The organism is Brachybacterium vulturis, assembly GCF_043641765.1.
GTDB lineage: Bacteria > Actinomycetota > Actinomycetes > Actinomycetales > Dermabacteraceae > Brachybacterium > Brachybacterium vulturis_A.
In genome coordinates, this window is record NZ_JBHZRO010000027.1 from 1 (window position 1) to 22779 (window position 22779).

Below are 22779 nucleotides of genomic sequence, written 5' to 3' on the forward strand. Positions count from 1 at the left end.
AAGCAGCTGCTCGAGGTCGAACGCGGCTGGCGAGACATGAAATCCACCCTCGACCTGCGGCCGGTGTTCCACCGCCGCGAGGACCGCATCCGCTCCCACGTCACCCTGTGCTGGCTCGGCCTGCTGATGATCCGCCTGCTGGAGAACCGCACCGAGACCACCTGGGAACAGATCCGGCGCCAGGTCCAGCGCCTCCACCAGGTCACCCTCGCAGGCGACGACGGCACCGTAGAGACCCTGACCCGGCCCTCAGCTGAGCAGAACCAGCTGTTCACCACCGCCGGACTCCCGGTCCCGAAGCGCCTGACGGGCATGACACCGGCCGCCTGACCAGCAGCGCCCAGGGCTAGATACACGCCCCACCCCCGAGCCAGCACGCCTTACTGCAGGTCAGCACGCGCATTCATGCCTCTAGCCGCACTCAATTCTGCGGAACCCCGGTCAGACGGGGGCTACCGGGCCCAGTCCATCCGGGCCGTAATGTGTCGAGGTCGAAAAGTTTGAAACAAGAGAGCGTGCCGAGTCTCGCCTGGCGAGCCTGAGATTCTCCTTCTTCTGGAGGCTTCACCGTCGTTGCCCGCGTCAACGTACCCACCCTGCGGCCAACGCCGTCACAGAAGTCTGGAAGCAGCCACATTGCTGACTTGTTGATCGACCGAGTGTATCTATAAACTTCCGACCAAAGACGTGGTACTTTCGTTGATCCTCGCGAGGATCGGGTCCTTCTGCTCCGGGTCGAGCTTGCCCAGGGTTAGCCAATCCCCCGCGGCCTCGTCGGTCAGGAACACCGGCATCCGGTCGTGGACCTCGCCGCCGGCATCGCGCGCCTCGCGGGTGACGATCGTGAACGTGATGTCCCAGCTCTCCCCGTCCTCGGCCTTCCGGGCGGCGGTGAGCCCAGCGGCGTGAAGCAGCTTCCCGTCTGGGTGGTGGATGACGTACGGATCCTTCCCGCCGTCATCGGCTTCGACCCATTCGTAGTAGCTGGTCATCGGCACGACGGCGCGGCCGCTGGAGAATGGGCCGCGGAACATCCCGTTCGTCGCGATGGTCTCCATGCGGGCGTTGATCGGTCGGGGTCCCTTGTCCTTCGCCCACGAGGGGTGCAGCCCCCATCGCGCAAGCTCGAGACGCCGCTGCAGCTCGCCTTCGTCATCGAGGAATTCCCGCACGACCGGCGCCTTCGTGCGCGGGGCGATCGAGTAGATCGGCTCCCACTCGCCTGCGCGATCATCGCTGGTCGCGACGTAGGCGTGCAGCAGCCCGGCGCCGTCGAACTGAAGCGTGAATCTGCCACACATCACGGCCTCCTTGAGTGATCACTGGGCCATCCAGTATCCGAGTCCCATCCGGGCGTGTGCAGCCCGTCCTCGCGCATCGCGGCATGGGTGCTCATTCGACTACTCATCCCCCGGGGCCACCGACGGCGCCGGAAGCCCTACACATCCTTTCTGGCGCTGAGCCCGAAGAAGCGGTCGAAGTAGCGGATGAGGGCATCGATCACGCGCTTCTTGGTGTCGGCTCGGCCTCCCTGGGCAGCGAACCGGGACACTGGCGGCAGCACCCTAGTAATCGCCGTGCCCCCGGTGCGGAGCTCGCCGTCCCGGAACGCAGATTCCATGAAAGCCCGCGCGGCCTCAGGCTTCAGCCGGTGATCAGTGATGACCTGCTCCAGCTCAGCCCGTCGGCTTTCGGCGATGTAGGCGCACCACTGCTCATCCACGGCCCCGTCGGAGGAGACTCGGTCCACGAAGTCCTCGACCAGGTCCCGCTTATTACGCAGGCTCGGGCTGGCATCGACCGCGCGGGCAATTTCATCGCGGACTTGCTTGTCTGCACCGTCGCCATGCTCAGCTCGGTACGTCTCGACCAGCATCAGGATGTAGTCAACGTTGATCTCGACCTGACGGATCAGTTCGATCTCGAAGACAACGTCGTCGTTGATCGATTCCTTCTCGTCGCCGTCCTGACGGCGGCGGAACTCGGCGTGGAGGTCTAGGTAGACGCTGCGATAGTCCTGGCCCTGCCGCGCAGTGAGCGGGTCGTTGCCGGCGAACTCGTCGAACGAGACCAGGATGTTCTGCAGTTTCAGGATCTGCCCGAACAGAGCGATGAAGTCCTTCTGCGCTTGCTCCCCAACGATGGGCTCACCCAGCGGGTACTCGGACAGCAGCTCGGAGACCTTCTGGGTGTAATCGTTGTAGTAGTCCTGGTAGGGCTTCAGGAGCACGACGCCCTTGGCATCCTTGTTCCCGAACAGTTCGAGGGCTTCGTTGGTCGCGTCCTCCAGGTTGCGGAAGGCGACGATGTTGCCGTAGGTCTTCACCGAGTTCAGGATCCGGTTCGTGCGCGAGTAGGCCTGCAGCAAGCCGTGCATGCGCAGGTTCTTGTCCACGAACAAGGTGTTCAAAGTCGTGGCGTCGAAGCCGGTCAGGAACATGTTGACGACGATGACCAGATCGATCTCGCGGTTCTTCATCCGCTGCGACAGGTCCTTGTAGTAGTTCTGGAACTTGTCAGCGCTGGTGTCGTAGCTGGTGGCAAACATCTGGTTGTAGTCACCGATGGCGCTTTCGAGGAAGGCGCGCGAGTCGCCCGCGAGCCCCTCGGTGTCAAACGCTTCGTCGTCGAGGAGACCGTCCGCGGAGGCCTCGTTGGCGCCGTAAGAGAAGATCACTCCGATCTTCAGCTTCTTGTCGGGAGTAAGCTGTTCCTGCTGACGAGCGAACTCGGTGTAGTACGCCTTGGCGGCCTCGATCGACGCGGTGGCGAACAATGCATTGAACCCGCGCACACGCTTGCTCTGCCGAAAAGCCTCGGCCCGGCGGGAGGTCCGCGAGGACTCTTCAACGTTCGTGACGACTGCATGCTGATAGGACGAGGCACGTCGGGTCTTCTGATCGAAGTGCTCCAGCGCGTACCTGACGACCTCACTGATCCGCCGCGGGTCCAGCAATGCCCTCTCAGTGTCGATCGCGGAGACCTGCTTGTCCTCTGGATTGCCCACCCGCATCGTGCTGATGTAGTCGATGCGGAACGGCAAGACGTTCTTGTCCGTGATCGCGTCGACGATCGTGTAGGTGTGCAGCTTGTCGCCGAAGGCCTGCTCGGTGGTCTTCAGCCGCGGGTTGCCGCCGCTGCCGGCGTTGGCCGCGAAGATCGGCGTGCCGGTGAAGCCGAACAGGTTGTAGCGCTTGAAGGCTCGGGTGATGTCGGTGTGCATATCACCGAACTGGGACCGGTGGCACTCATCGAAGATGATGACCGCGTGGCCGGAAAACACCTCATGGCCCTTGTTGGCCTTGATGAACGTCGAGAGCTTCTGGATCGTGGTGATGATGATCCGCTTGGACGGGTCCTCCAGCTGACGTTTCAGGATCGCCGTGGACGTGTTCGAGTTCGCCGCACCCTTTTCGAACCGGTCGTACTCGCGCATCGTCTGGTAGTCGAGGTCCTTGCGGTCTACCACGAACAGGACCTTGTCCACGCTGTCCAGCTGTGAGGCAAGTCGGGCGGCCTTGAACGACGTGAGCGTCTTGCCGGAGCCCGTGGTGTGCCAAACGTACCCGCCGGCCTTGACGGTGCCGAGTATCTTGTAGTTGGTGGAAATCTCGATCTTCTGCAAGATCTTCTCGGTGGCCACGATCTGGTAGGGGCGCATCACCAGCAGCACCCGGTCGGCCGTGAGGATGCAGTATTTCGTCAGCACGTTCAGAAGCGAGTGCTTGGCGAAGAACGTCTTCGTGAACGAGGCCAGGTCGGTGATCGGCCTATTCGTCGCGTCGGCCCACCAGGAGGTGAACTCGAAACTGTTCGAGGTCTGCCGGCCGGGACGTTGCCGGGCCTTTCCCGCCTCGTCCACCCTGGCCCGTCGCGTGCTGTTGGAGTAGTACTTCGTCAGCGTCCCGTTGCTGATCACGAACAATTGCACGTACTCAAACAGGCCCGAACCGGACCAGAAGCTGTCTCGCTGGTACCGGTCGATCTGGTTGAACGCCTCGCGGATGTCCACACCACGGCGCTTCAGCTCGATGTGCACCATTGGCAGGCCGTTGACCAGCACCGTGACGTCGTACCGATTGGCCCGGGCGCCCAGGCCCTTGTCAACACCGGTCCGGTACTGATTGAGCACCTGCAGGCGGTTGTTGTGTATATCCGCCTTGTCGATGAGCCGGACATTCTTCGTCGACCCATCGTCGCGGGTAAGGAGCTGGACGGGGTCCTCCTGGATACGGATGGTCTTCTCCACGATGCCATCGTGGGCCCCGGCGACCCGCTGGCTGAAGAACTGCTCCCACTCAACGTCCGAGAAGGTGATCTTGTTGAGCTTCTCGAGCTGCGCGCGAAGGTTCGCGACCAGCTGAGCCTCGGAGGTGATGGACAAGTACTCGTACGCCTGGCTCTCGAGGAGGCGAATCATCTCGCGCTCGAGATCCGCCTCCGACTGGTAGGCCTCGACCTGCGACGGTTCTTGGACGTGCTCCGCCACGACCGTGCTCTCGCTGGAGAGCGCGATCGGGTCGAACTTGCGTGCCGGTGCCTCACTCATGCTGGCAGCCTCCACTCCACAGGAGTCGCTGATGCCGGCACGTACAGCGGGTGACGAGGCGCGCCCGACTTCGTCGTGCCGAGCGCCTTTAGACGGGTCACGCCTGGCAGGCTGGCAACTTCAGTCACACGAGCAAACTTCCCGTGGTTACCCCACGCGGCGATCACATACTCTCCACGTCCCATGAGGTCAGAGAGCACAGCATCGTTCTTAGCGCCGCCGGTCGGCTCCGTTGACCGGAAGAGATCTCGTGGATCAGTTGCTCGGAACGCATAGAGGTTGCCGACAAGCAGCGATCCACAGCCGAAATCGCGCGCGAAACTCATGCACCGCCGGATCGTCGGGTCATCCTGTGCCGCATCTGCAGTTGATGGGTTGAGCATGATGAACACACACTCCGGGAGAGTGTTATCCCATCGCCGCCCGAGACGGTAGCGGTACAGCCCATCTTGAGAGATGTCCGCCCAACGCTCGACCACAACTGGCTTCGTCACCGCGCTCATACCACTAGCTCCTCAAACGACAGGAGGCGGTCCCGGTAGTGCTCGTACTGCCGGCGACGTGCGGCGAGCTCGGCAGGGAGGCCGACGCTGATGCCGTTGAGAAGAGCGTCAAACTTGTCGAGCACTTCGACGACGTGTTCTTTCACGGCCATAGGAGGGTCAGGGATCGGAACTTTGTTGAGATTTGCCTTATTCAGCTTCGGCTGCGCTGCACCTGAGATAAACGGAGCAAGATCAATTGAGTTCAAGTAAACTTCAACGAAGCGTCGCTCTACGTACGTCGAGAACTCCAGCACGTGCGCATGGTTGTTAACCCAGGTTTTACCTGAGATGGAGAACGCGATCGGCGTCGTGCGAGCCAACAGATTCGCGCCGTCCTCCGACACCAGCAGGTAATCCCCGTCAAAAATGTGATCACTCACGTAATCAACGATCCCGGATGCGCCGTAATAAGGGATAGCACCAGGAACTCGTGCTCCGCGGGTTACGGGCTTACGACGGCTGTCAAGATTCTTCGCGAGGTCACCAAGCAGGCTAGTTTGGACGTCCGGACCAAAAGTGAGAGCCTCGCGCCTGTAGTGCTCATACTGGTAGCGCCGCGCTTCCAACTCCGCTTCCAACTCCGCTTCCAGCTGAGTGAACTTATCCAATACTCCCACGATCTCGCGCTGCACCTCGAGAGGCGGCACCGAAATTCGGAACAACGAGTACTTGCCAATCCAGTGACGAGCATGATCCCGAGGGTCGTATCCGATGCATTGCATAGCGAAGTACACATAGCGTATGAGTGCAGGTGCGTTAGGTTTCAGGGTGAGCATCTTCATCGCGGACGACTTGGCCTTGAATGGAAAATCGACCCATCGGAATGTGGTGGTGAAATCGTCAAAGATCAGAACCGGTCGCTCCCGCGAAGCCGGGTATATTCCCTCGGTCTCGTTGGTGTGGCCCAGCACGAAGGTCTGCCCAGCCGTCAGGACTGGCGTTGGATACTCGTCCCGGTAGTCAGTCGAAGCAACCAGGTACTTTCCGGGCTGTTCGTAGTCGAGCAGACTTCCCAGAGGTGTCGTGGCCACCCCATCGGGACACAGCGCCTGAATCAGATCGTCGATGCGGCTCACTTGGAGCCCTCCAAATCCGCCACGATCTCGTCGATCGCGGTACGGAGCTCCGCCTGGCGGGCAACGATGCGAGAGATCTCGGCGTTCAGCTCGGTGATGTCGACTTCCTCGCGAGTGTCCTCTGCCTCCACGTACGACGACACGGCGATGTTGTAGTCGTTCGCGGCGATGTTCTCACCGGCGACGAGCTTGGTGAAGTGGTCGACGTCCTCCCGTCGTTCGAAGGCATTGAGGATCTTCCACTGATGCTCTTCGAGCAGCTTGTTCTTGTTGCCGACGCGCTTGAACTCCGCCGACGCATCGATGAACAGCACATCGTTGGTCTTCTTCGACTTCTTCAGCACCAGGATGCAGGTTGCGATGGTGGTGCCGAAGAACAGATCCGGCGGAATCTGAATGACGGCGTCGACGTAGTTGTTGTCGATCAGGTACTGGCGGATCTTCTTCTCCGCACCACCGCGGTACAGAACGCCCGGGAACTGGACGATCGCTGCCGTGCCGTTGACGGCCAGCCAGGACAGCATGTGCATCGTGAAGGCCAGGTCGGCTTTCGACTTCGGGGCCAGCACTCCGGCCGGCGAGAACCGCTCGTCGTTGATCAGCAGCGGGTTCGCATCGCCTTCCCACTTGGTGGAGTAGGGCGGGTTGGACACGATCGCCTCGAACGGCTCGTCGTCCCAGTGCCCCGGGTCGGTGAGGGTGTCGCCGTGGACCAGGTCGAACTTCGAGAAGTTGATGTCGTGCAGGAACATGTTGATCCGGGCCAGGTTGTAGGTCGTCAGATTGATCTCCTGGCCGAAGAAGCCCTGCCGGACATTCTGCTTACCGAGCACCTTGGCGAACTTCAGCAGCAGGGAACCGGAACCCATAGCCGGGTCGTAGACCTTGTTGACTGCGGTCTTGCCGACCACCGTGATGCGGGCCAGCAGCTCGGAGACCTCCTGGGGCGTGTAGTACTCGCCCCCGGACTTGCCCGCGTTGGCTGCGTACATCTGCATTAGGTACTCGTACGCATCGCCGAACAGGTCGATGGTGTTGTCCTGGAAGCCTCCCAGTGGCAGGCCCCCGATCGCGTTCAGCAGGTCAACCAGCTTCTTGTTGCGCTTGGCGACGGTGTTGCCGAGCTTGGCACTGTTGACGTCCAGGTCGTCGAACAGGCCCTTCAGGTCATTTTCGCTGTCGGTGCCAAGTGCCGAGAGCTCGATGTTCTGGAAGACTCGCTCCAGAGTTTCGTTCAGATTCTGGTCGTGCCTAGCACGCTCGCACACGTTCGAGAACAGCTCGGAGGGAAGGATGTAAAAGCCCTTCTCGGCCACTGTGTCCTCGCGGCCGAACTCCGCCAGGGCGTCGGGCAGCCGGGCGTAGTCGAACTCCTCATCGCCAGCCTCGTGCTCGCCGCGGTTGATGTACTCCGCCAGGTTCTCGGAGATGAACCGGTAGAACAGCATCCCCAGCACATAGGCCTTAAAGTCCCAGCCGTCGACCGTTCCCCGCAGGTCGTTCGCGATCCGCCAGATCATCTTGTGCAGCTCGGCGCGCTGGGCTTCTTTGGTGCTAGGTGCCATGTGCTGTCTGTCTCCTCGGTGCTGGTGGCGCACGCTGTCGTGCCAGTGCGTCAGTCACCACCCTATCGGCGCAGGCAGACGCGGGAAGGTACGCCACGAGAATGGGGCCACCCTGCGGTTCGATGCCGAGCTCGCCGAAACGTCCATCAGTCCCGCCAGAGTGCTCGCATGGTCCTGACCCGGCGATGTCCTTGTCCTTCGAGACGCTGGGCTCGCCCACTACTTCGGCAAGGAGACCCATTTCCGGGTGTGCATCCCTCGGCTTCTGGTCTCGACGAACCGTAGAGACTCGGCTCGTCGTCCAGAGAGGGACCGGCCCGCCCGCCTCTCCACTTGGCCCCGCCAGCTGGCCGTCGTCGGCTTCCGGCGGGGCTCTTCATGCCCCGTCCCTACACCTCACAGCCACGGGTGCGTACGGCGCCAGGCTTCAACCCAGTACGGATCCGGGCGTCGGCACCCCTTCCGCAGCTTGGACTGCTCGAGATGCACTTGCTCGGTGATCCACTGCCTCAGAAACGGGCCGATTTCGTTGGCGCGTCTCCCCCACTCCGGCACGGTCAGGGTGAGCTCGTCGGCGCCGGCGCCGGCGCCGGCGCGGACGCGGACGGTGTAGAGCTCGAGGGTGGAGTCCTGGTGCCAGGAGACCACCTCAATCAGGGGTGCCCCGGACAAGGTAAGTCGGTACCCGATCGTCACTGAGTGCACGGCCTGTTCGATCTTCGCGACGGCGTGCTTCAACGGCGCTGTAGGTTGCCTCGCCCGACGCCAACACAACGTCATCTTCACGATGTTCCACAACACCAACTAACGCCAGTAAACCGCACGCGTACCGTCTCCCGAAAAACGATCCTCCCGGCTTTGTTCACATCACAGAAGCACCCCGAAACTGAGGTCTAATGTCGTGCCGGTAGCAGTCACCTGACTCACTCGCCTCGAGGAGGAAAGTATTGCCAACCGGGAGTTGCTTTCTGAACTGCACTTCCGGGCGTCCAAGCATGAACTAAGGACCGATTAAGTTCACCAGGATGGACGCTACCTCCACCCATCTCGCGGTAGATATCCTTTCCGGTGTTCTCTATCCAAATAATCGACTTTTGGGTAACAGTGAGCCAATTTCCGAGCCATGCGGTGTCGATGAGGAGTTCGTTCTGGCTGGCATTGACGCTGTGGCGCAGGGTGACGACTAGTTTTCCATCTGAAACGTCGGTCCAGCCGTTGCAACCATTCCATGCGAGGTTGCCGGGGGCGGAGCCAAAGAACTCGGGCGCTGGAACATCAATCGAAATGGTCTCGTGATCCCCGGTGGCGTACTCGTAATCGACTACGATATCCCAGGACGCGGGATGAGAGTGGACGCCGAGTGGTTCGCTGCTTAAGTGGTTTCTGAGGTGAATGCTTTCCCCGTGATGATGACCGTAGGGGAACTCGCCGACATACCCATACATACTGCGCGGAGAGTTGGAAATACCATGACCGAGGAGGTCCTTGCCATCTAGTTCGGCAATTGCTGCGGGTAGGTCGACGTTTCGGACGAGGTGAGAGTAGAGATGCGTCCAGATGCCGCGCGACCGTTTGCCTCGGTCGATCGCATCGCTCCAGTCATAGAAGCCTGACAGAACAATGAATGACCTGCTGTCAAACTCAGCTTCGGTGACTTTGATGTTCGGGACGTCTTCGTCGTTCGCTATCCACTCGACGTCCGTCAGATCCACCGTGTCAGACCAGTCGTAGATGGGCACCCAGGCTCGGGGGTTGTTGTTAGCGGCTACGAATTCGAGGACAGTCGGGTCGATCTGTCTAGAGATCGTAGTTGCCGGGCCCGGCACGGACGGCAACGGCGGGTCCCACTTGCTTTGCGTCTTTGGTGCATGGTCCGAAACGTGCCCGATTAGCCGATTGAGCGCAATCCACTGGTACTTCTTGCCGATGCGTTCAATCCATTTTGGTTTCCCGCGTCCACCACCGTACTTGGCAACGACGTAGCCATCAAACGACCTATGCCGTTCCGGTCGGTAACCAAGACGAATAACTTCAGCGACAACCCACCTCGCTGCGGCGGAGACGTCGATGCCGGGCCGGTTCTTGAGGTCGTATTCAAGCAAGTAACGGTAGAAGTCGTCGTTGGTGACCGAGTGAACGAGCTTGGGATAATCGGCGTTATCGTAAGGCGCGATATCGGTTTCAGAGGGCCACGCGAGTGGCCAGTGGCTCGAGTATGGCGGACGAAACTGGTCCTCAGTGACGCCGCGGGGTAGCGCGCCCCGGTCAGCTGCGGCTTCGAGGATGCTGCGGGCAGCATCTCGGACGGCGGCGTTTGGCGTGAGGTCTGCGGGACGCTCAAAGAAGTTGGCCCATATAGCCTGGGCCGCAGTTGTCCAACTAGCAAGGGTGCCGTTCAACAGTAGAGCAGAGTACGTGACCTCGAGGGCGCACTCTACGACCCACTCATCATCGATCTCGGTGAACCGTTCCAATAGCTCCGCACTTACGTTCGGTTGGCGTACGAGGAGGCGTGCCGCGGCAATAGATGCGGATTCTCGGACGCGGCGATCGGTGGCGCTGGTAGTCCACAGAAGGGCAGTGACCCACAGACGGGTGGTGTCTTCGCCGACCTGGTCCAGCGACTTCTCGCGTGCCCACCGGATGAGGCGATCGACGGCGCCGCTGGTGCCATGGGTGATGTGCAGCCACCCGGGGAGGAACTGGTCGCGGGCGCCCATGTTCCAACGCATCAAGAAGCTGTGGAGGAAGTCGGCATTTAGTGCGTGTTCAGGCCGTGCCGCGAGCCGAAAGAGCAAGGTAAGCGCGGTGTCGAAGGTGGCTTGGAGGCGGAGTGCGTCAACGATGATGTCGCCGGTATCTTCCGTAACTGAGGACACTGAGCGCCAGCCAACCCCGGCGATGACGGCGGCGATGAGCGCCTCATCGTCGCCGATCTCGGTGCGGAACTCAGTCAGTTCGAGCCCGAGCCGTTCCGCGAGGACTACAGAGGTCGCTTCGAGGAGGCCGAGGTCGATGGTTTCACCGAACCCGATGAGCTTTCCGAGCCGCCCAGCGAAGCGGAGTTTGAGATCGGCAATCTCGGTAACTCCATGCAGCGCTTCAGACACTATGAGGTGATGACCTATGCGCTCAAACGTAATGGTGACGACGTCCGTGCCGTACGGACTTCCGTCAGGGATTACGTCTTCTTCGAGTAGACCTTGCGCGATCAAGGCATCAAGCAATGACTTCTCAGAGCTGACGTCCGACCAGATCGGGGCCAGGAGAGTCTGGGCGTCAGGGCGATTCAGCGGGTCCCCGCCGGAATCCGCAATCGCAGCGGCGAGTGCGTACATCGCACGGTGTACAACCTGGTCGGAGGGCGAGGCGTCGAAACGGTCACTGACGAGGGTGTTGGCGTTGTCGAGCACCATCTTGGAAAGCTCGTCAAGGCCAATGTTCGCCTGGTCCAACGAGAGCAGGCTTTTCGCTTGAAGAGCCTCGCACACCAACCGAAGGTAAAGCGGGTTGTCGAACTCGCCGTGGATAGGTGGGGATGTCGGGGCCTCAAGACCGTAGAACGCGGCATACTCGCTCACGGCTTCAAATTCGACGCTCTCGAAACCAGTGTGTTCGAACCGTTGAATCGCGAGATCAGTCGGGAGGATCTGGGCGACGTAATGGGTACGAGCTGTCAGCAACAGCCGGACGTTCGGGTATCGGCCAAGAATGGTGATGAGCCGGTCGAGATTGTCCCGCCACAGCGAACGTGGGCGGGTGTCATTGAGCGCATCGATGACGAGAAGTGTTGGTGCACCTATCGCTCGAGCACTCTGGTCGAGGAGCGCAATGGTCTCCTCACTGGTTAAGTCGCTCGGCATTTGGAGAACGTCGCGGAGGTGGGCGAGGGGCTCGTGGTCGTTGAACCAGCGACCGTGCATCATAACGCTGGGTCGACCACTTCCGAGACGACGAACGACTGCGTCGATAGCGAGGTAGGTCTTGCCGATGCCGGCAGGCCCGGTCATGAGGGCGATTTGACTGCCGGCGAGCCTACCTTCGGGACTGATGATGAGCCGAGTCGCCTCCACGAGTTTTTGCTCGAGTTCACGAAGCAAATCAACGGCGGTTGCGGGGAACCGACCCATGTACTCCCGCTGCCACTGTCGCCAGCCCTCGCTATCCCAGTCGCCGTGCTTGTCGTCCATGGCCTGGACCTCCGCAGCCTCGTGCACGGCAATGACAGCGGAGGCCTCGGTGAGCTGGCGCTCAATATCATCGAACTCCGCGGCAGTACGAGATGTGTTCCAGGAAGTGATGGCGTCCGTGACCCTATTCGCCGCGTGGCGGGCGGTGTCGAGGTCTGCGGCGAGTACTTCGTCGTCGGCGTACCGGAGCTGATCGATGGCCGTGGCGATCTGATCAGCGTGATCGCGAACCATCTGCCACCATTCGTCGTCAGAGCAGAGGGCGGCAATCGACCGGGCAGCGGGGACTTCGACATTTAGCTCGGGCCTGTCGCGGGGACGGGCTGCGTCAACGGCTTCCTGCCGCCGGTTTTCCCACCACTGGTCACTCAGGACATCGACGTCGAACCAGTAACGACGCTGGGCACCAGAAGTGTCGAGTCTGTTGAGACGGTTCACAATGTTTGTCGCCCATTCCAGCTCGAACTCGACGTCCATGCCGCGCTCGGCGGCCAGCTTTTGCCAGCCCTCAAGCCATCCGCCGGGGTCGGTGATCTTCTCCATCAGGGACTTGCCACTCCCACCGGTGGGCCCTGTCGGGTCTGCAGGTATGGCGATCACGTATTTTTTCAGGCTCGGGTGCTGCGTCACGGCAGCCCGGACGGACCTATCGAGTTGGGCCTTATCGACGCGTCCGTGCTCCGTCCAGTACTTGGCCTGGTGGCCGTGCTCGTCCCCGTTGGGGAGGGCCCAGTAGCATTCGACGCCGCCGTCTCCTCCGTCGCCGTGTAGAGACACAAATTTCGCATCGACCATCGGAGCCTCCTGCGCAACTTGCTCGCAGATGAACTGCTCAAACCCGCCCCGCTGACCGCTGGGCCCAACGGACCGGATGTGTGTGAAGTCGATGTCAGGAATGTTCACATTACGCCTTTCGGAGAGCACGCGAGCGAGTTAGAGAAACGCTACAGGCTTGAGGCGGCGGATGCCCGCGCCACAACCTGCTGTACGGCCTCCCGTTCTAGCGATTCCCGAGATTCTGCCTAGAACACAGCATTTCGCCGACGTCGGACGGTAGCCCAGAAGGCGTCGTTCGCTGGTGACCCGAAACTCTCCTTCGACGTCAACTTGAGCACCGGCCCGACGAGAGGCGCACCGGTGAGGGTGAGCCGGTATCCGATGGTCACCGAGTGCACGGCTCGCTTCATCGCCTCGGCGGCAAGATGGTTGCCGTAGCGCTCCGCATTCGGATGGTTCACACAAGGACGATCTCACCTGGCCCTGACGCGCGAGCCGGTCACACGATCTCGGCCAACAAGGTGTGCACCTGCAGCCCGAGGCTGCTGTCTCGTCCGTTCCACCACTGAGTCTCGAACTCCTCGACCGTGATCCGCCCCTGCTGTTCGAACCAGCTCTTGAGTTCGTCGGAGGCGTACCGCTCGACGCGAGGCCACGGCCCCATGAACAGTGAGGCAGGATCGATGCACGCAGCGCGGCCAACAGCGTTCAGCAGCTCACCGCGCAATTCGCCGTGAGCGCGCAGGAACCAGCTGTGGCGATACAGCTCGAAGTCGGCCCGCATCATCCGGTACGACTCGAACGCTGCGTCCATGATTGCGCTCATCCCCGCTGCCCGGATCCCCACTGCCGATGCTGCCCGCCGGCCGCGACTTCCCGCGGGGCGATGGTGCCGTCGACTCGGCAGATCCAGGCGCCGGGGGCGGCGCGCATCGGCCACCCGTGGCAGTCGGGGACGTCCTGCGGGTCGATCTCCGAAGTGGGCTCGACCGCGTGGTGAAGGTGTTCCCAGGGCAGCTCGAGGTGCCCCAGCTGGTAGCGGGCGAGCACGGTCGAATACGAGTGCATGTCCCCCCGGGCCGCCAGCAGCTCGAGCAGTTCAGGGGTGCTGGTCGGGGCTCCGTCCGGCACATCCTCAGCGGTGCCGACGATCGTCCCGTCGACGGCTCGCCAGGTGTAGTCGGAAAGGTCGTCGGTCCAGGTCCGTCACATCGGCGTGCCGCAGATGGCGCACTCGGATCGGGTGGAGCGGTGCGTGATCGTCGGCGGCTTCATGGTCATCGCGGCTCCGTTCAGGGGTGATGACCGAGCCAGTGGGCGACGAGCAGCTGCCGCGGGACGTCCCGTCGGGTGTTCCCCACGCCCACTGGGGCGGCACGAACCCTGAGGAGGATCCATGCCTGCCGCGAACCCCGACCTGATCGTCTGGATCGACACCGAGACCACCGGCCTCGACCCCACCACCGATGACCTGCTGGAGATCGCCGTCGTCGTCACCCGCAACGACCTCACCGAGATCGGCGCGTTCGACATCGTCATCACCCCGAACTCCGCCGTAGACGCCTCCATCCAGCGCATGGACGCCTTCGTCCGCGAGATGCACACCGCCAACGGATTGATCGACGCAATGCGCGGAACTGACGCACACGATCCCCGCGTGGCGGACCACCTCGTCGCCGGCGCCATCGACCGCTTCACCGCCGGCCACCCCGGACCGTTCCTGCTCGGCGGCAACTCAATCACCCACGACCGCGGATTCCTCGCCCGCCACGCACCACAGACCTTCTCCCGCCTGCACTACCGCTCCATCGACGTCTCCGGCATCGAGCAGGAGTTGATTCGCGACGGCTACGACCGGCAAATCGCCGCGTGGCGCGAGCGGTTCGATCCCTCCGATGCGCATCGCGCCCTCGGCGACATCCGCGACTCCATCCGCCAGCTCGAGGCCTTGCGCTCCATCCGTCGTGCCCGATCCCTGGTCGCGTGAAGACCTGCGGGAACGCTGGCGACCGGCCGCGCAGAATCGCCCCCGTCGCCCTTCTGGACCAGCGTCGATTCACCGCCCCGCCCACTTCGAGGAGGTATGACCAGCCCGCGCCGCGACACCATCTACGTCCCCCTCTATTCGAACGCTCCCCCGTACCGAATCGACGAGGCGGTCGACGGTGACTGCTGCGTGCGCATCCGCCGGGGCGGGCCCGATCTGCTGGTGCTGGTGCCACCGGGAGATGGGGCACCCGAGTTCCGGTCCCGCCTGATCGCCGAGCTGCAGGCGTACTCGGTCCGCTCGATCGTGACGCGCAGTTTCGGTGGGCTGCTCTCGATGCTCCTGCCCAGGTTCGGACTGGCAGTGCTGGTGACGGCGACCTATCCAGCGGATCCCCTTGATGCCCTGCGCGACATACCTGATTCGGGGCTCCGATACCTGACGGCCGACGAGCTCTCCGGAGGGCCCGCGATGGAGTCGCTGCGCCGGACGCTCCTCGAATCCCCCAGCACGGTCAGGCCGGAGGAACGATCAGCCCTCTGGATCCTCTCGGCACGGGACGAGTACTACGCCTCGGCCTTGTCCGCCGTCCGCCGGCTCGCCGAGCTGCGCTTCGACGAATCCATCCGAGCCCGCTCTCGGGAGTTCTCTGTCGAGATGCAGGTGGCCCTCGACGAGCTCGAGACCGCTGCGGAGATGGCCCCGCCCACTTCTGCCTGGTGAGCACACCAATCAGGAGGAGGCGGCATGAGCGACAGGAAGATCCGCAAGCGCGACACCGGCGAGCAGGGCAACCAGGGCCAATTCGGCACCGTCACCCGCGGGGAGGCCGAGGTGGCGGTCCCGCAGTCCCGGTTCACCCGCACCGATGGCACGAACCAGTCGGCGACGCAGTGGTGGGAGCACGCCGCGCAGCTCACCGACACCTCCGGCACGGTGCCGACCATGGGCCGCGACGACGGCCGTCCCCAGCGCCGCACCTACACCGGAGACGACTACTCGATCACGATGCCCTCCCACGCCTCGGTGCGACGGTTCGCCAGCCAAGTCGCCGAGCACACCGGCGATGAGTCGCGGCCCTTCGAGATGCCGATCGAATACACCGGCCCGGAAAATGACTCCGTGATGAGCGCGGTCCGTGTCTCGAAGCGAGGTCGCTCCTACGACGTGACCATGCCGGCGGGCTTCGATCCGGAACGAAAGGCCCAGGTCTCCGAGTCGGTCCGGGCGACGCTCGAGTCCCGCCGGCCGACGCTGACACGGGAGCACACCGCCCAGTTGGTGGCCACGTACTGTCACCGCGCTGCCGGGACAGGGGTGGACACTCGTCGCGCCGCGTCCACGTGGATCCGGGAGATGGGCTACAACGCCGAGTCGCAGCAGGCGACAATCGTCATGCAGCCATCCAAGGCGAACCCCACCGGCGCGTACGTGTACAACATGGACCCCGACACGTGGGGGCGCGTGGCGTCCTCGTCGTCGGTCGGCAAGGCCTACAACACCTACGTGCGCCGGGCCGGGAACACCAGCATCGACGTCGCCGTGCAATGCGAGGACTGCGGCCGCTACTACGGCTCCGCGACCGAGCACGCCTGCAGGGCGAAGGTCTCCTGACCGTCCCACCAGGGAACCCGCGCGCCCACTGCCTGGTCATGGAAGCAGAGGACACGACCACCGCACCGCAGCACTCCCCCACACTTCGGGATCGGCGCCCGGCCCAGGTGGCCGCGATGCTCGGTCTGCTCTGCGCCGCCGTGGCCTTCTTCTGGGACAGCGGTCTGCCCTCGTTCCTCCTCGCGCTCGGCGGCGTGCTCGTCACGATTCTCGGTGCCTGCATAACTCCGGATGGGTGGCTGGTCGACCCGGAGGAAAAGGCGTGAACTCCACCGGCTCGATGAAGGCCGCCGAGTACGCCGCTCAGCGCCGCCAGGAAGCCGCCCGGACCGGTCGCGCGCTCCCCCGCATGTCCGAGACGCTGCCCAGCCTGCACGCGCGAGAGAAGCTGTTCGTGTGGGTCGACAAGGGGCGCGTCCGCACCTCCGACGGTCCGATGAAGGGCCACGAGATCGCGGCAGTGCTCCTGAACACGGACAACGAGTCCGAATCGCGTCGCGAGATCGTCATGCCCACCCACCGGGATCTGCGCCTGCTCATCCGGGCGTTCTCGAAGGCACGGTTCACCACCATCGACCAGCGCAACGCCGTGCTCGCCGTGCGCCGCGTCCTCGACGTCGCCCTGGTGACCCCGTGGTTCTCCTCCCTCACCATCATCACCCGCGCCCTCACGGCCCGCTACTGGGCACCGTTCGAGGACACCGACGACCTCACCGCATGGGCTCACACCCTCGGCGTCACCGACCCACATTCGAGCACCGGGCTGGGCGACCTGTACCGGCTGTCGATCCGGGGCTCGAGCACGCATGGCAGCCTCTGCACCCGCATCACCGCCGCCTCCGACCGCATCACCCGCGCCCGCACCTTCCCCGGGGCGCTCAATGACGCCCAGGCGTTCGTGGCGATGGAAGCCCTCGGCGATCAGTGGAAGACCCTCTGCGCCGTCGACGAGACCCTGCGCCCGTACAGCCTCGCCTCCCGCCGCACCATCGCGGCAGTCCCCGAGCGGCCCAGCCACGAGACCACCACCGAGCGACTGATCATCCCCGAGGGGTCCATCCCGTTCCGGAACTCGTCCACCGTGTGGGTGGTCGACCCCAGCAGCCCGGACTCCGACCTGCGCGGCGGGAAGGTTGCCGGGTTCGGCTACGACCACGGACAGTTCATCCTCGAAATCACCCCGGACGCCAAGGGCGCCTGGTCGTTCCGCTCCGCGTACGGGCGGGAGATCTTCCTGGTGGAAGCACCGTTCGGGGCCTCTCCGCGCTTCTCTCGCAAGGAACCCTCGCCCTGGGATGGCGGGGTGCCGCCGGTCGACCCGGTGCAGCGGATCGTGCCCGCCGAACTGGCACTGGCGGGAATGGCGACCACGCCTGCCTGATCGTCCCACCGGCGCGGCTGCTCGCCCACTTCGAAGGCATGGTCAGTACCCAAGAAGCAGTCTTCCGCGCGAGCATCGCGGCGAACGTCCCCGTGTTCCTCAAGGGCGACTCCGGCATCGGCAAGAGCGCCTTCATCCGCGACTACGCCACGGCCTCGAAACGCCACCTCGAATCCGTCGTGCTCGCCCACAGGGAGAAGTCCGACATCGGCGGCATCCCCACCGTCCGCGAGGGCACGATCACCACGACCGAGTTCGCCGTCCCCGGCTGGGGTCATCGCCTGGTCGAGGCCGACAAGGGACTGCTGCTGCTCAGCGAGTTCAACATGGGCGAAGTCGACGTCCAGCAGGCGTGCATGAACGTGCTGCAGGAGCGTCAGGTCGGCGAGAACACCTACCTGCCCACCTCCGTCGCGATCGTGCTGGACGGCAACCCGCCCGAGCGGTATGCGACCTCGAGCGATCTGCCCAGCCAGATCGCCAACCGGCTGCTCCACCTGGACTGGGAACTGGACCGGCAGGCGTGGCTGGACGGCATGACCTCCGGCTGGCCGACTGCGACCGAGCGGATCATCGATGACGGCGATACCCGCACGGACCGGATCGCACGGGAGAAGGCGCTCGTGCTCGCCTTCCTCGACGCTCACCGTCACTTCATTCACGACCAGCCGACAGACCCGGCACGTGAGGGCGGGGCGTGGCCGTCTCCACGTTCGTGGGACAACGCGATCCGGGTCCTGTCCCGCATCGAAGAGGACGCCACCGACGTACAGACCACCACGCTGCGGGGCTTGGTGGGTCGTGCGGTGGCGGAGGCGTTCATGCGCTGGCGGATCGAAGCTGCGGACTTCGACCTCCGCGCGGTCCTGAACGACCCCACCGTCGAGGACTGGAGCGACCATCACCCCAGCAAGACCCTTACGGTGCTCGGCGCGGTCTCGACGTTCGCTGTTGAGCAGGGGTCGCTGGAGGTGTGGCGCGACGCCCTCGCCGTCCTGATGCACTGCGCGACCGTCACCGGGCGGAAGGACGTGTGCCTGCGCTCGGCCCGGCTACTGCTGTCCCGCGCACCGAAGGGGGCGAAGATTCCCGCCTCGGCGGAGGAGACGTTCGGTCCGATGCTGCGGAGCATCGGCGCGTGGCGATGAGCACCGCGACCTACGCCGAGAGCCTCGACCGTTCGAGCATCAGCGGTTGAGACGGTCCGTCCAGTATCCGGGCTCCCGGGACTCGTGGGCGTAAGCCAAGACGAAGATCTCGCCGGCGCGGACGACGTAGATCAGGCGGTAGGGGAACTTGCCGAGGTGCCAGCTCCGCACCACGGGATCACGCCGACGCCCCATGTACGGCGGCGGCGAATCCGGCGACTGCAAGATCAAGTCGGAGGCGGCATCAGCCACGTCGGCGAACTCGTCACCGAGCCTACCGTCGTCGATGTCCGCGTACTTGACGACAGCATCGAGATACTCGGAGCTCGCTTCGGGGTGTTCGTGCCAGTCGAGGGTCACTTGCGTCGCTGAGCGAGGAGTTCGCGCGCCTTGGCTCGGGTCGCACGGCCGCTAACCGGCTCGACCTTCCCGCTCAGCAGCTCATCGAGACGGCGGTTGATGGTCTCTTCCCATGCGGCGTCGACCTCGGCCTGCCGATCCTCGTCGACCTGCTGAAGGGAGAGGGCGGCGATTTCGCGCTCATCAGCATCGAGGGTCCTACCCTCGGCGATGTAGTCCTCCAGCCTCGACGTCATATGGCAAGCCTACGCGCCTGGGAGACAGTCGGCCAGGATCACGACGCGCCCGCAGTGCTGAAGTGCCGCCGGTAGAGCAGCGCGCTCCGGGGTCCTCTCGTCCTCTCGGGGCTGGTGTTCGCCCACTTCACGGGTACCCCAGCACGAGGAGGACCCCATGTCCGGTCACGCCCGGAAGCTCACCGCCGACAAGGAGGAGCGCCTGTCGGTGTGGCGTGCGATCGCCGAGAAGCGCGCCCCCTACATCGCTGCGCTGCTGTACGCCTCCCGGTATGTGAACGTGCCGGGCCTCGAGACCCTCGGCGCCGTCGATCCCCGCCTGCGGGTGTTCCTCGACGTGGATGCGATGGACCGCGACTACAGCGACGACGAGAACGCGCAGGTCCTGCTCCACCTCATGTTCCACGTCATGTTCGACCATCACGCGCTGTCGGTGGCGAGGCTCGAGACCGACGGCACCCTCTCCCCCGACCTGTGGCGTATGGCCGCCGACGCCGCCGTGAACGACGACCTCGAGGACGCTGGCCTCAGCTTCCCCTCGACCGTTTCCAACACGGCGGAGAAGATCAACATGGACCGGGGGCTGAGCGTCATCGAGTACTACGACGATCTCGCCCGTCGCGCCCACGCGTCCGACATGGAGCACGTGTTCTCTCTCGATGACCTGGCCGGGGACCTGTTCGACGGGGCCGTCACGCTCGGGACCGACCTGGCGGACCGTGCCTCGCTGGCGTTCCTCACCCGCACGTGGGAGAACCTGGATCTGCTGGCTCCCCCGGCGGAGGACTTCGAGGTCGTCGCTGCCGTGCAGAACGTCGCCGAGGCGATGCTCAAGGACAAGGGGGCCGATGCCGGTCGGCTGGGCCGTTGGGCGGCTGAGGTGACCGCGCCGAGTGTGATCCCGTGGCAGGCGGTCATCGGCGGGTACCTGCGTCGGGCGGTGCGACGGAAGCCGCGTGGGACGTTCAAGACGTTCTCTCGTGCCTCGCGCCGCCAGAGCGTTCGGGTGCGGATGCCCGATGGGTCCAAGGGCCGCAAGATCATCCTGCCGGGCACGTTCCGGCCTGACCCCACCATCGTGGTCATTCGCGACACGTCCGGGTCGGTGAGCGATCAGGAACTCGGCGAGGTCGGTCGCGAGGTCCGCGAGATCGCCCTGCGTTGCGGTGTGCACGAGGACCGCGTCTTCGTCATGGATGTGGACGCGGCGGTCTACAAGGCCCGGGCCCTGTCCGAGAAGGACGTGCTGCGCTCGGCCTCCGGCGGTGGCGGTACGGACATACGCCTGGGTCTGGCCGCGATCCCGGAGGCGTTCGAGAAGGAGCCCGAGCTGGTGGTCGTCGCGACCGACGGCGGCACGAACTGGCCGGAGGCCAAGACGACGTTTCCCACGATCGCCCTGATCACCTCGGACGGCACGGACACGACACCCGACTGGATGCCGTCAGTCTCGGTCTCGGGTCTCTGTGTCTGACCCAGACGGCCTGCAGGCGACGCAAAAGCCGCGAAGCCGTCGGTGTCCGTGTCCGGCATGACCATCTGATCCAGGCAGTTTGTCGTCGAAGCGTGGCCTGCTCAGGCGTCGGCGAAGACACCGAGCCGATTGCCACTCGGATCGGTGAACTCGAAGCGCCGCCCTCCGGGGAACTCGTAGGGGCCGGCGAACACGATGCCTCCCGCTTTCGTCACTGCCTCGACCGTCGCGTCGAGATCCTCTGAGAACAACAGCACGAGTGGGCCGCCAGTGCTGGGCGCGGCACCGGAAGCCAGGCCACCGATCTCACCTACCCCGTCAGCCGCTCGGATGCCGGAGTACCCGGGACCGTAATCGTTGAACTCCCACCCGAACGCGGACTCGTAGAACGCCTTCACGGTGGCGAGGTCGGTCACCCCGAACTCGATGTAGCTGATCGCGTGGTGCGTCGGTGCATTCGTGGAAGGCCTTCGGAGCTCGGGTGCGGGATCCCCAGTATGTTCCCGGGCTCTGACGGTGCAGGGGACAACCGTCCCGCAGTCTCGCCGGTTCGCCCACTGGGTGAGTGCACGCAGCACCGGACTAAGGAGAAGACGTGGCCCTGAGCGCGGCGGACCTGAACACCCTGGGCATCGACACGTCGAAGGCACCCCGAGTAGAGCCGTCACCCGAGGAGGTCACCTCCGCCCGGGAAATCCCGGCGTGGCAGACGCTGGTGCCGGGGTCAGTGCTGTCGGAGGCGCTCTACGAGACTGTCTCGGGGCGGCGGGTGACGATCATCGACTCCCCGCCGGGCTCTGGGAAGACCACCCTGCTGGTCAACGCCGCCCTGTGGCTCGGTGCGAACACGGACCTGACCGTCACTGTCGCGGCACCGACCCGCGCTGCGGCCACCTCGGTCGCCGAGCGACTGGCCGACGTGCACGAACAGGCATCCGTCGTCCTGGCCCTGAACGGTGTGGACAAGGCCTCGACCACGGCGATCCACACCCCCGGCAGCGGCGCGTTCCAGGGCCACGCCGGGGACATCGTCGTGCGGACCATGGCGTCGATGGCCATGAGCACCTCCACCACCAGTGACCTGCTGATCGTGGACGAGGCCTACCAGTCCACGTTCGCGTCGCTCACTGCTGCGGCGAAGGGCTCGGAGCAGGTGTTGATGGTCGGTGACCCGGGCCAGATCGGCCCCGTGATCACCGCTGACACGTCCGTGTTCGAGGACAGCCCCTACCCGCCGCATGGCCGCGCGCCCGACGTGCTGCGCAACCATCCGTCCGCGACGGTCGCGCACCTGCCGACGTCCTACCGGCTCGGGCAGGCCACGGTCGATGCGATCGCCCCGCTGTATGACTTCCCCTTCGACTCCTCCCGGCCGAACCGTCACATGGTTGGCCACGACGAGATCGAGAGCATCCAGATCGACCGGCCAGATCCGTTGGACCTGTACGCAGACGTGGCCCGCCTGGCAGCCAGCTACGTCGGGAAGGAGGTCGTCGCCGCTGATGGGAGCCGTCCGCTGACCCCGAGCGATGTGTGCGTTGTGGCCGGGGACAATATGGCCGTCAACGGCATCGCCGGGTTCCTCTCCACCATGGGCAAGTACCCCGGAATCACCGTCGGCACCGCCGATCGCTTGCAGGGTGGACAGTGGCACGCCGTGATCGCGCTGGACCCTCTCGCATCAGCCTCGACCGTCTCCGAGCATCATCTCGCACTCGGGAGGCTGTGTGTGATGGCCTCCCGTCACATGAGCCACCTGACCTGGGTCCACAGCGGCGACTGGCAGGAGCTGATCGAGGCCCAGGAGGGCGTCGAGGGCTCCGCGACGACGGTCCAGGTACGGAAGAACCTCATCGGCTAGTGGAGGGCCCGAGCTG

Annotated in this window: 20 protein-coding genes and 1 pseudogene; 9 read left to right on the forward strand and 12 right to left on the reverse strand. The window is 64.1% G+C overall.

Annotated elements, in window-relative coordinates:
- Positions 1 to 330, forward strand: a pseudogene (locus ACHUEU_RS15445) (hypothetical protein); the annotation flags it as partial.
- A gap of 335 nt (positions 331 to 665) precedes the next feature.
- Here ACHUEU_RS15445 and ACHUEU_RS15450 read toward each other — a convergent pair.
- The 9 genes from ACHUEU_RS15450 to ACHUEU_RS15490 form a co-directional block, all read right to left on the reverse strand.
- Positions 666 to 1301 (reverse strand): SOS response-associated peptidase, encoded by a 636-nt coding sequence (locus ACHUEU_RS15450; RefSeq protein ID WP_394216990.1) that lies wholly within the window; start codon positions 1299 to 1301, stop codon positions 666 to 668.
- Between the two features lie 137 nt (positions 1302 to 1438).
- Positions 1439 to 4549 (reverse strand): type I restriction endonuclease subunit R, encoded by a 3111-nt coding sequence (locus ACHUEU_RS15455; RefSeq protein WP_394216991.1) that lies wholly within the window; start codon positions 4547 to 4549, stop codon positions 1439 to 1441.
- Positions 4546 to 5052: a DUF1643 domain-containing protein gene (locus ACHUEU_RS15460; RefSeq protein WP_394216992.1), complete on the reverse strand. Its 507-nt coding sequence runs from the start codon at positions 5050 to 5052 to the stop codon at positions 4546 to 4548. Before ACHUEU_RS15460 ends, ACHUEU_RS15455 begins: the two co-directional genes overlap by 4 nt.
- Positions 5049 to 6170 (reverse strand): restriction endonuclease subunit S, encoded by a 1122-nt coding sequence (locus ACHUEU_RS15465; protein ID WP_394216993.1) that lies wholly within the window; start codon positions 6168 to 6170, stop codon positions 5049 to 5051. The genes ACHUEU_RS15460 and ACHUEU_RS15465 overlap by 4 nt, the downstream gene beginning before the upstream one ends.
- On the reverse strand, positions 6167 to 7735 hold the full coding sequence (locus ACHUEU_RS15470; protein WP_394216994.1) for a type I restriction-modification system subunit M: 1569 nt from the start codon (positions 7733 to 7735) through the stop codon (positions 6167 to 6169). The genes ACHUEU_RS15465 and ACHUEU_RS15470 overlap by 4 nt, the downstream gene beginning before the upstream one ends.
- Positions 7736 to 8131: 396 nt before the next feature.
- Positions 8132 to 8407 (reverse strand): hypothetical protein, encoded by a 276-nt coding sequence (locus tag ACHUEU_RS15475; protein WP_394216995.1) that lies wholly within the window; start codon positions 8405 to 8407, stop codon positions 8132 to 8134.
- A gap of 251 nt (positions 8408 to 8658) precedes the next feature.
- A complete protein-coding gene (locus ACHUEU_RS15480; protein WP_394216996.1) occupies positions 8659 to 12828 on the reverse strand; it encodes an NACHT domain-containing protein in 4170 nt (1389 codons plus the stop codon).
- 373 nt (positions 12829 to 13201) lie between these two features.
- Complete coding sequence (locus ACHUEU_RS15485; protein ID WP_394216997.1) at positions 13202 to 13516, reverse strand: hypothetical protein; 315 nt, start codon at positions 13514 to 13516, stop codon at positions 13202 to 13204.
- An 8-nt stretch (positions 13517 to 13524) separates the two neighbouring features.
- Complete coding sequence (locus ACHUEU_RS15490; protein WP_394216998.1) at positions 13525 to 13833, reverse strand: hypothetical protein; 309 nt, start codon at positions 13831 to 13833, stop codon at positions 13525 to 13527.
- Positions 13834 to 14098: 265 nt separating this feature from the next.
- Between ACHUEU_RS15490 and orn the strand changes: the two genes are divergently transcribed.
- The 6 genes from orn (at position 14099) to ACHUEU_RS15520 (ending at position 18832) form a co-directional block, all read left to right on the forward strand.
- Positions 14099 to 14689, forward strand: coding sequence for an oligoribonuclease (orn, locus tag ACHUEU_RS15495; protein WP_394216999.1), 591 nt, complete (start codon positions 14099 to 14101; stop codon positions 14687 to 14689).
- A gap of 96 nt (positions 14690 to 14785) precedes the next feature.
- Complete coding sequence (locus tag ACHUEU_RS15500; protein WP_394217000.1) at positions 14786 to 15412, forward strand: hypothetical protein; 627 nt, start codon at positions 14786 to 14788, stop codon at positions 15410 to 15412.
- Positions 15413 to 15436: 24 nt separating this feature from the next.
- Positions 15437 to 16303, forward strand: a complete 867-nt coding sequence (locus ACHUEU_RS15505; protein WP_394217001.1) for a hypothetical protein — start codon at positions 15437 to 15439, stop codon at positions 16301 to 16303.
- A 116-nt stretch (positions 16304 to 16419) separates the two neighbouring features.
- Positions 16420 to 16569: a hypothetical protein gene (locus ACHUEU_RS15510; RefSeq protein WP_394217002.1), complete on the forward strand. Its 150-nt coding sequence runs from the start codon at positions 16420 to 16422 to the stop codon at positions 16567 to 16569.
- Positions 16566 to 17684, forward strand: coding sequence for a hypothetical protein (locus ACHUEU_RS15515; RefSeq protein WP_394217003.1), 1119 nt, complete (start codon positions 16566 to 16568; stop codon positions 17682 to 17684). The genes ACHUEU_RS15510 and ACHUEU_RS15515 overlap by 4 nt, the downstream gene beginning before the upstream one ends.
- A 17-nt stretch (positions 17685 to 17701) precedes the next feature.
- Positions 17702 to 18832, forward strand: a complete 1131-nt coding sequence (locus ACHUEU_RS15520; protein ID WP_394217016.1) for a sigma 54-interacting transcriptional regulator — start codon at positions 17702 to 17704, stop codon at positions 18830 to 18832.
- A gap of 39 nt (positions 18833 to 18871) precedes the next feature.
- Here ACHUEU_RS15520 and ACHUEU_RS15525 read toward each other — a convergent pair whose 3' ends face one another.
- Positions 18872 to 19192 (reverse strand): hypothetical protein, encoded by a 321-nt coding sequence (locus tag ACHUEU_RS15525; RefSeq protein WP_394217004.1) that lies wholly within the window; start codon positions 19190 to 19192, stop codon positions 18872 to 18874.
- On the reverse strand, positions 19189 to 19428 hold the full coding sequence (locus tag ACHUEU_RS15530) for an addiction module protein (RefSeq protein ID WP_394217005.1): 240 nt from the start codon (positions 19426 to 19428) through the stop codon (positions 19189 to 19191). Before ACHUEU_RS15530 ends, ACHUEU_RS15525 begins: the two co-directional genes overlap by 4 nt.
- A 157-nt stretch (positions 19429 to 19585) precedes the next feature.
- Here ACHUEU_RS15530 and ACHUEU_RS15535 point away from each other — a divergent pair, with 157 nt between their 5' ends.
- Positions 19586 to 20902, forward strand: coding sequence for a vWA domain-containing protein (locus tag ACHUEU_RS15535; RefSeq protein ID WP_394217006.1), 1317 nt, complete (start codon positions 19586 to 19588; stop codon positions 20900 to 20902).
- A 101-nt stretch (positions 20903 to 21003) separates the two neighbouring features.
- On the opposite strand, the gene ACHUEU_RS15540 is transcribed toward ACHUEU_RS15535, so the two are convergent.
- Entirely contained in the window at positions 21004 to 21339 is a 336-nt protein-coding gene (locus ACHUEU_RS15540; RefSeq protein ID WP_394217017.1) for a VOC family protein, read from the reverse strand.
- 158 nt (positions 21340 to 21497) lie between these two features.
- On the opposite strand from ACHUEU_RS15540, the gene ACHUEU_RS15545 reads away from it, so the two are divergent.
- On the forward strand, positions 21498 to 22763 hold the full coding sequence (locus ACHUEU_RS15545) for an AAA family ATPase (protein WP_394217007.1): 1266 nt from the start codon (positions 21498 to 21500) through the stop codon (positions 22761 to 22763).
- The last annotated feature ends 16 nt before the right edge of the window (positions 22764 to 22779 follow it).

Coding starts and splice junctions, on each gene's coding strand:
- orn (WP_394216999.1), top strand. CDS start 14,099: ATGCCTGCCGCGAACCCCGACCTGATCGTCTGGATCGACACCGAGACC.
- ACHUEU_RS15505 (WP_394217001.1), top strand. CDS start 15,437: ATGAGCGACAGGAAGATCCGCAAGCGCGACACCGGCGAGCAGGGCAAC.
- ACHUEU_RS15500 (WP_394217000.1), top strand. CDS start 14,786: ATGACCAGCCCGCGCCGCGACACCATCTACGTCCCCCTCTATTCGAAC.
- ACHUEU_RS15460 (WP_394216992.1), bottom strand. CDS start 5,052: ATGAGCGCGGTGACGAAGCCAGTTGTGGTCGAGCGTTGGGCGGACATC.
- ACHUEU_RS15535 (WP_394217006.1), top strand. CDS start 19,586: ATGTCCGGTCACGCCCGGAAGCTCACCGCCGACAAGGAGGAGCGCCTG.
- ACHUEU_RS15510 (WP_394217002.1), top strand. CDS start 16,420: ATGCTCGGTCTGCTCTGCGCCGCCGTGGCCTTCTTCTGGGACAGCGGT.
- ACHUEU_RS15450 (WP_394216990.1), bottom strand. CDS start 1,301: ATGTGTGGCAGATTCACGCTTCAGTTCGACGGCGCCGGGCTGCTGCAC.
- ACHUEU_RS15485 (WP_394216997.1), bottom strand. CDS start 13,516: ATGGACGCAGCGTTCGAGTCGTACCGGATGATGCGGGCCGACTTCGAG.
- ACHUEU_RS15470 (WP_394216994.1), bottom strand. CDS start 7,735: ATGGCACCTAGCACCAAAGAAGCCCAGCGCGCCGAGCTGCACAAGATG.
- ACHUEU_RS15455 (WP_394216991.1), bottom strand. CDS start 4,549: ATGAGTGAGGCACCGGCACGCAAGTTCGACCCGATCGCGCTCTCCAGC.
- ACHUEU_RS15530 (WP_394217005.1), bottom strand. CDS start 19,428: ATGACGTCGAGGCTGGAGGACTACATCGCCGAGGGTAGGACCCTCGAT.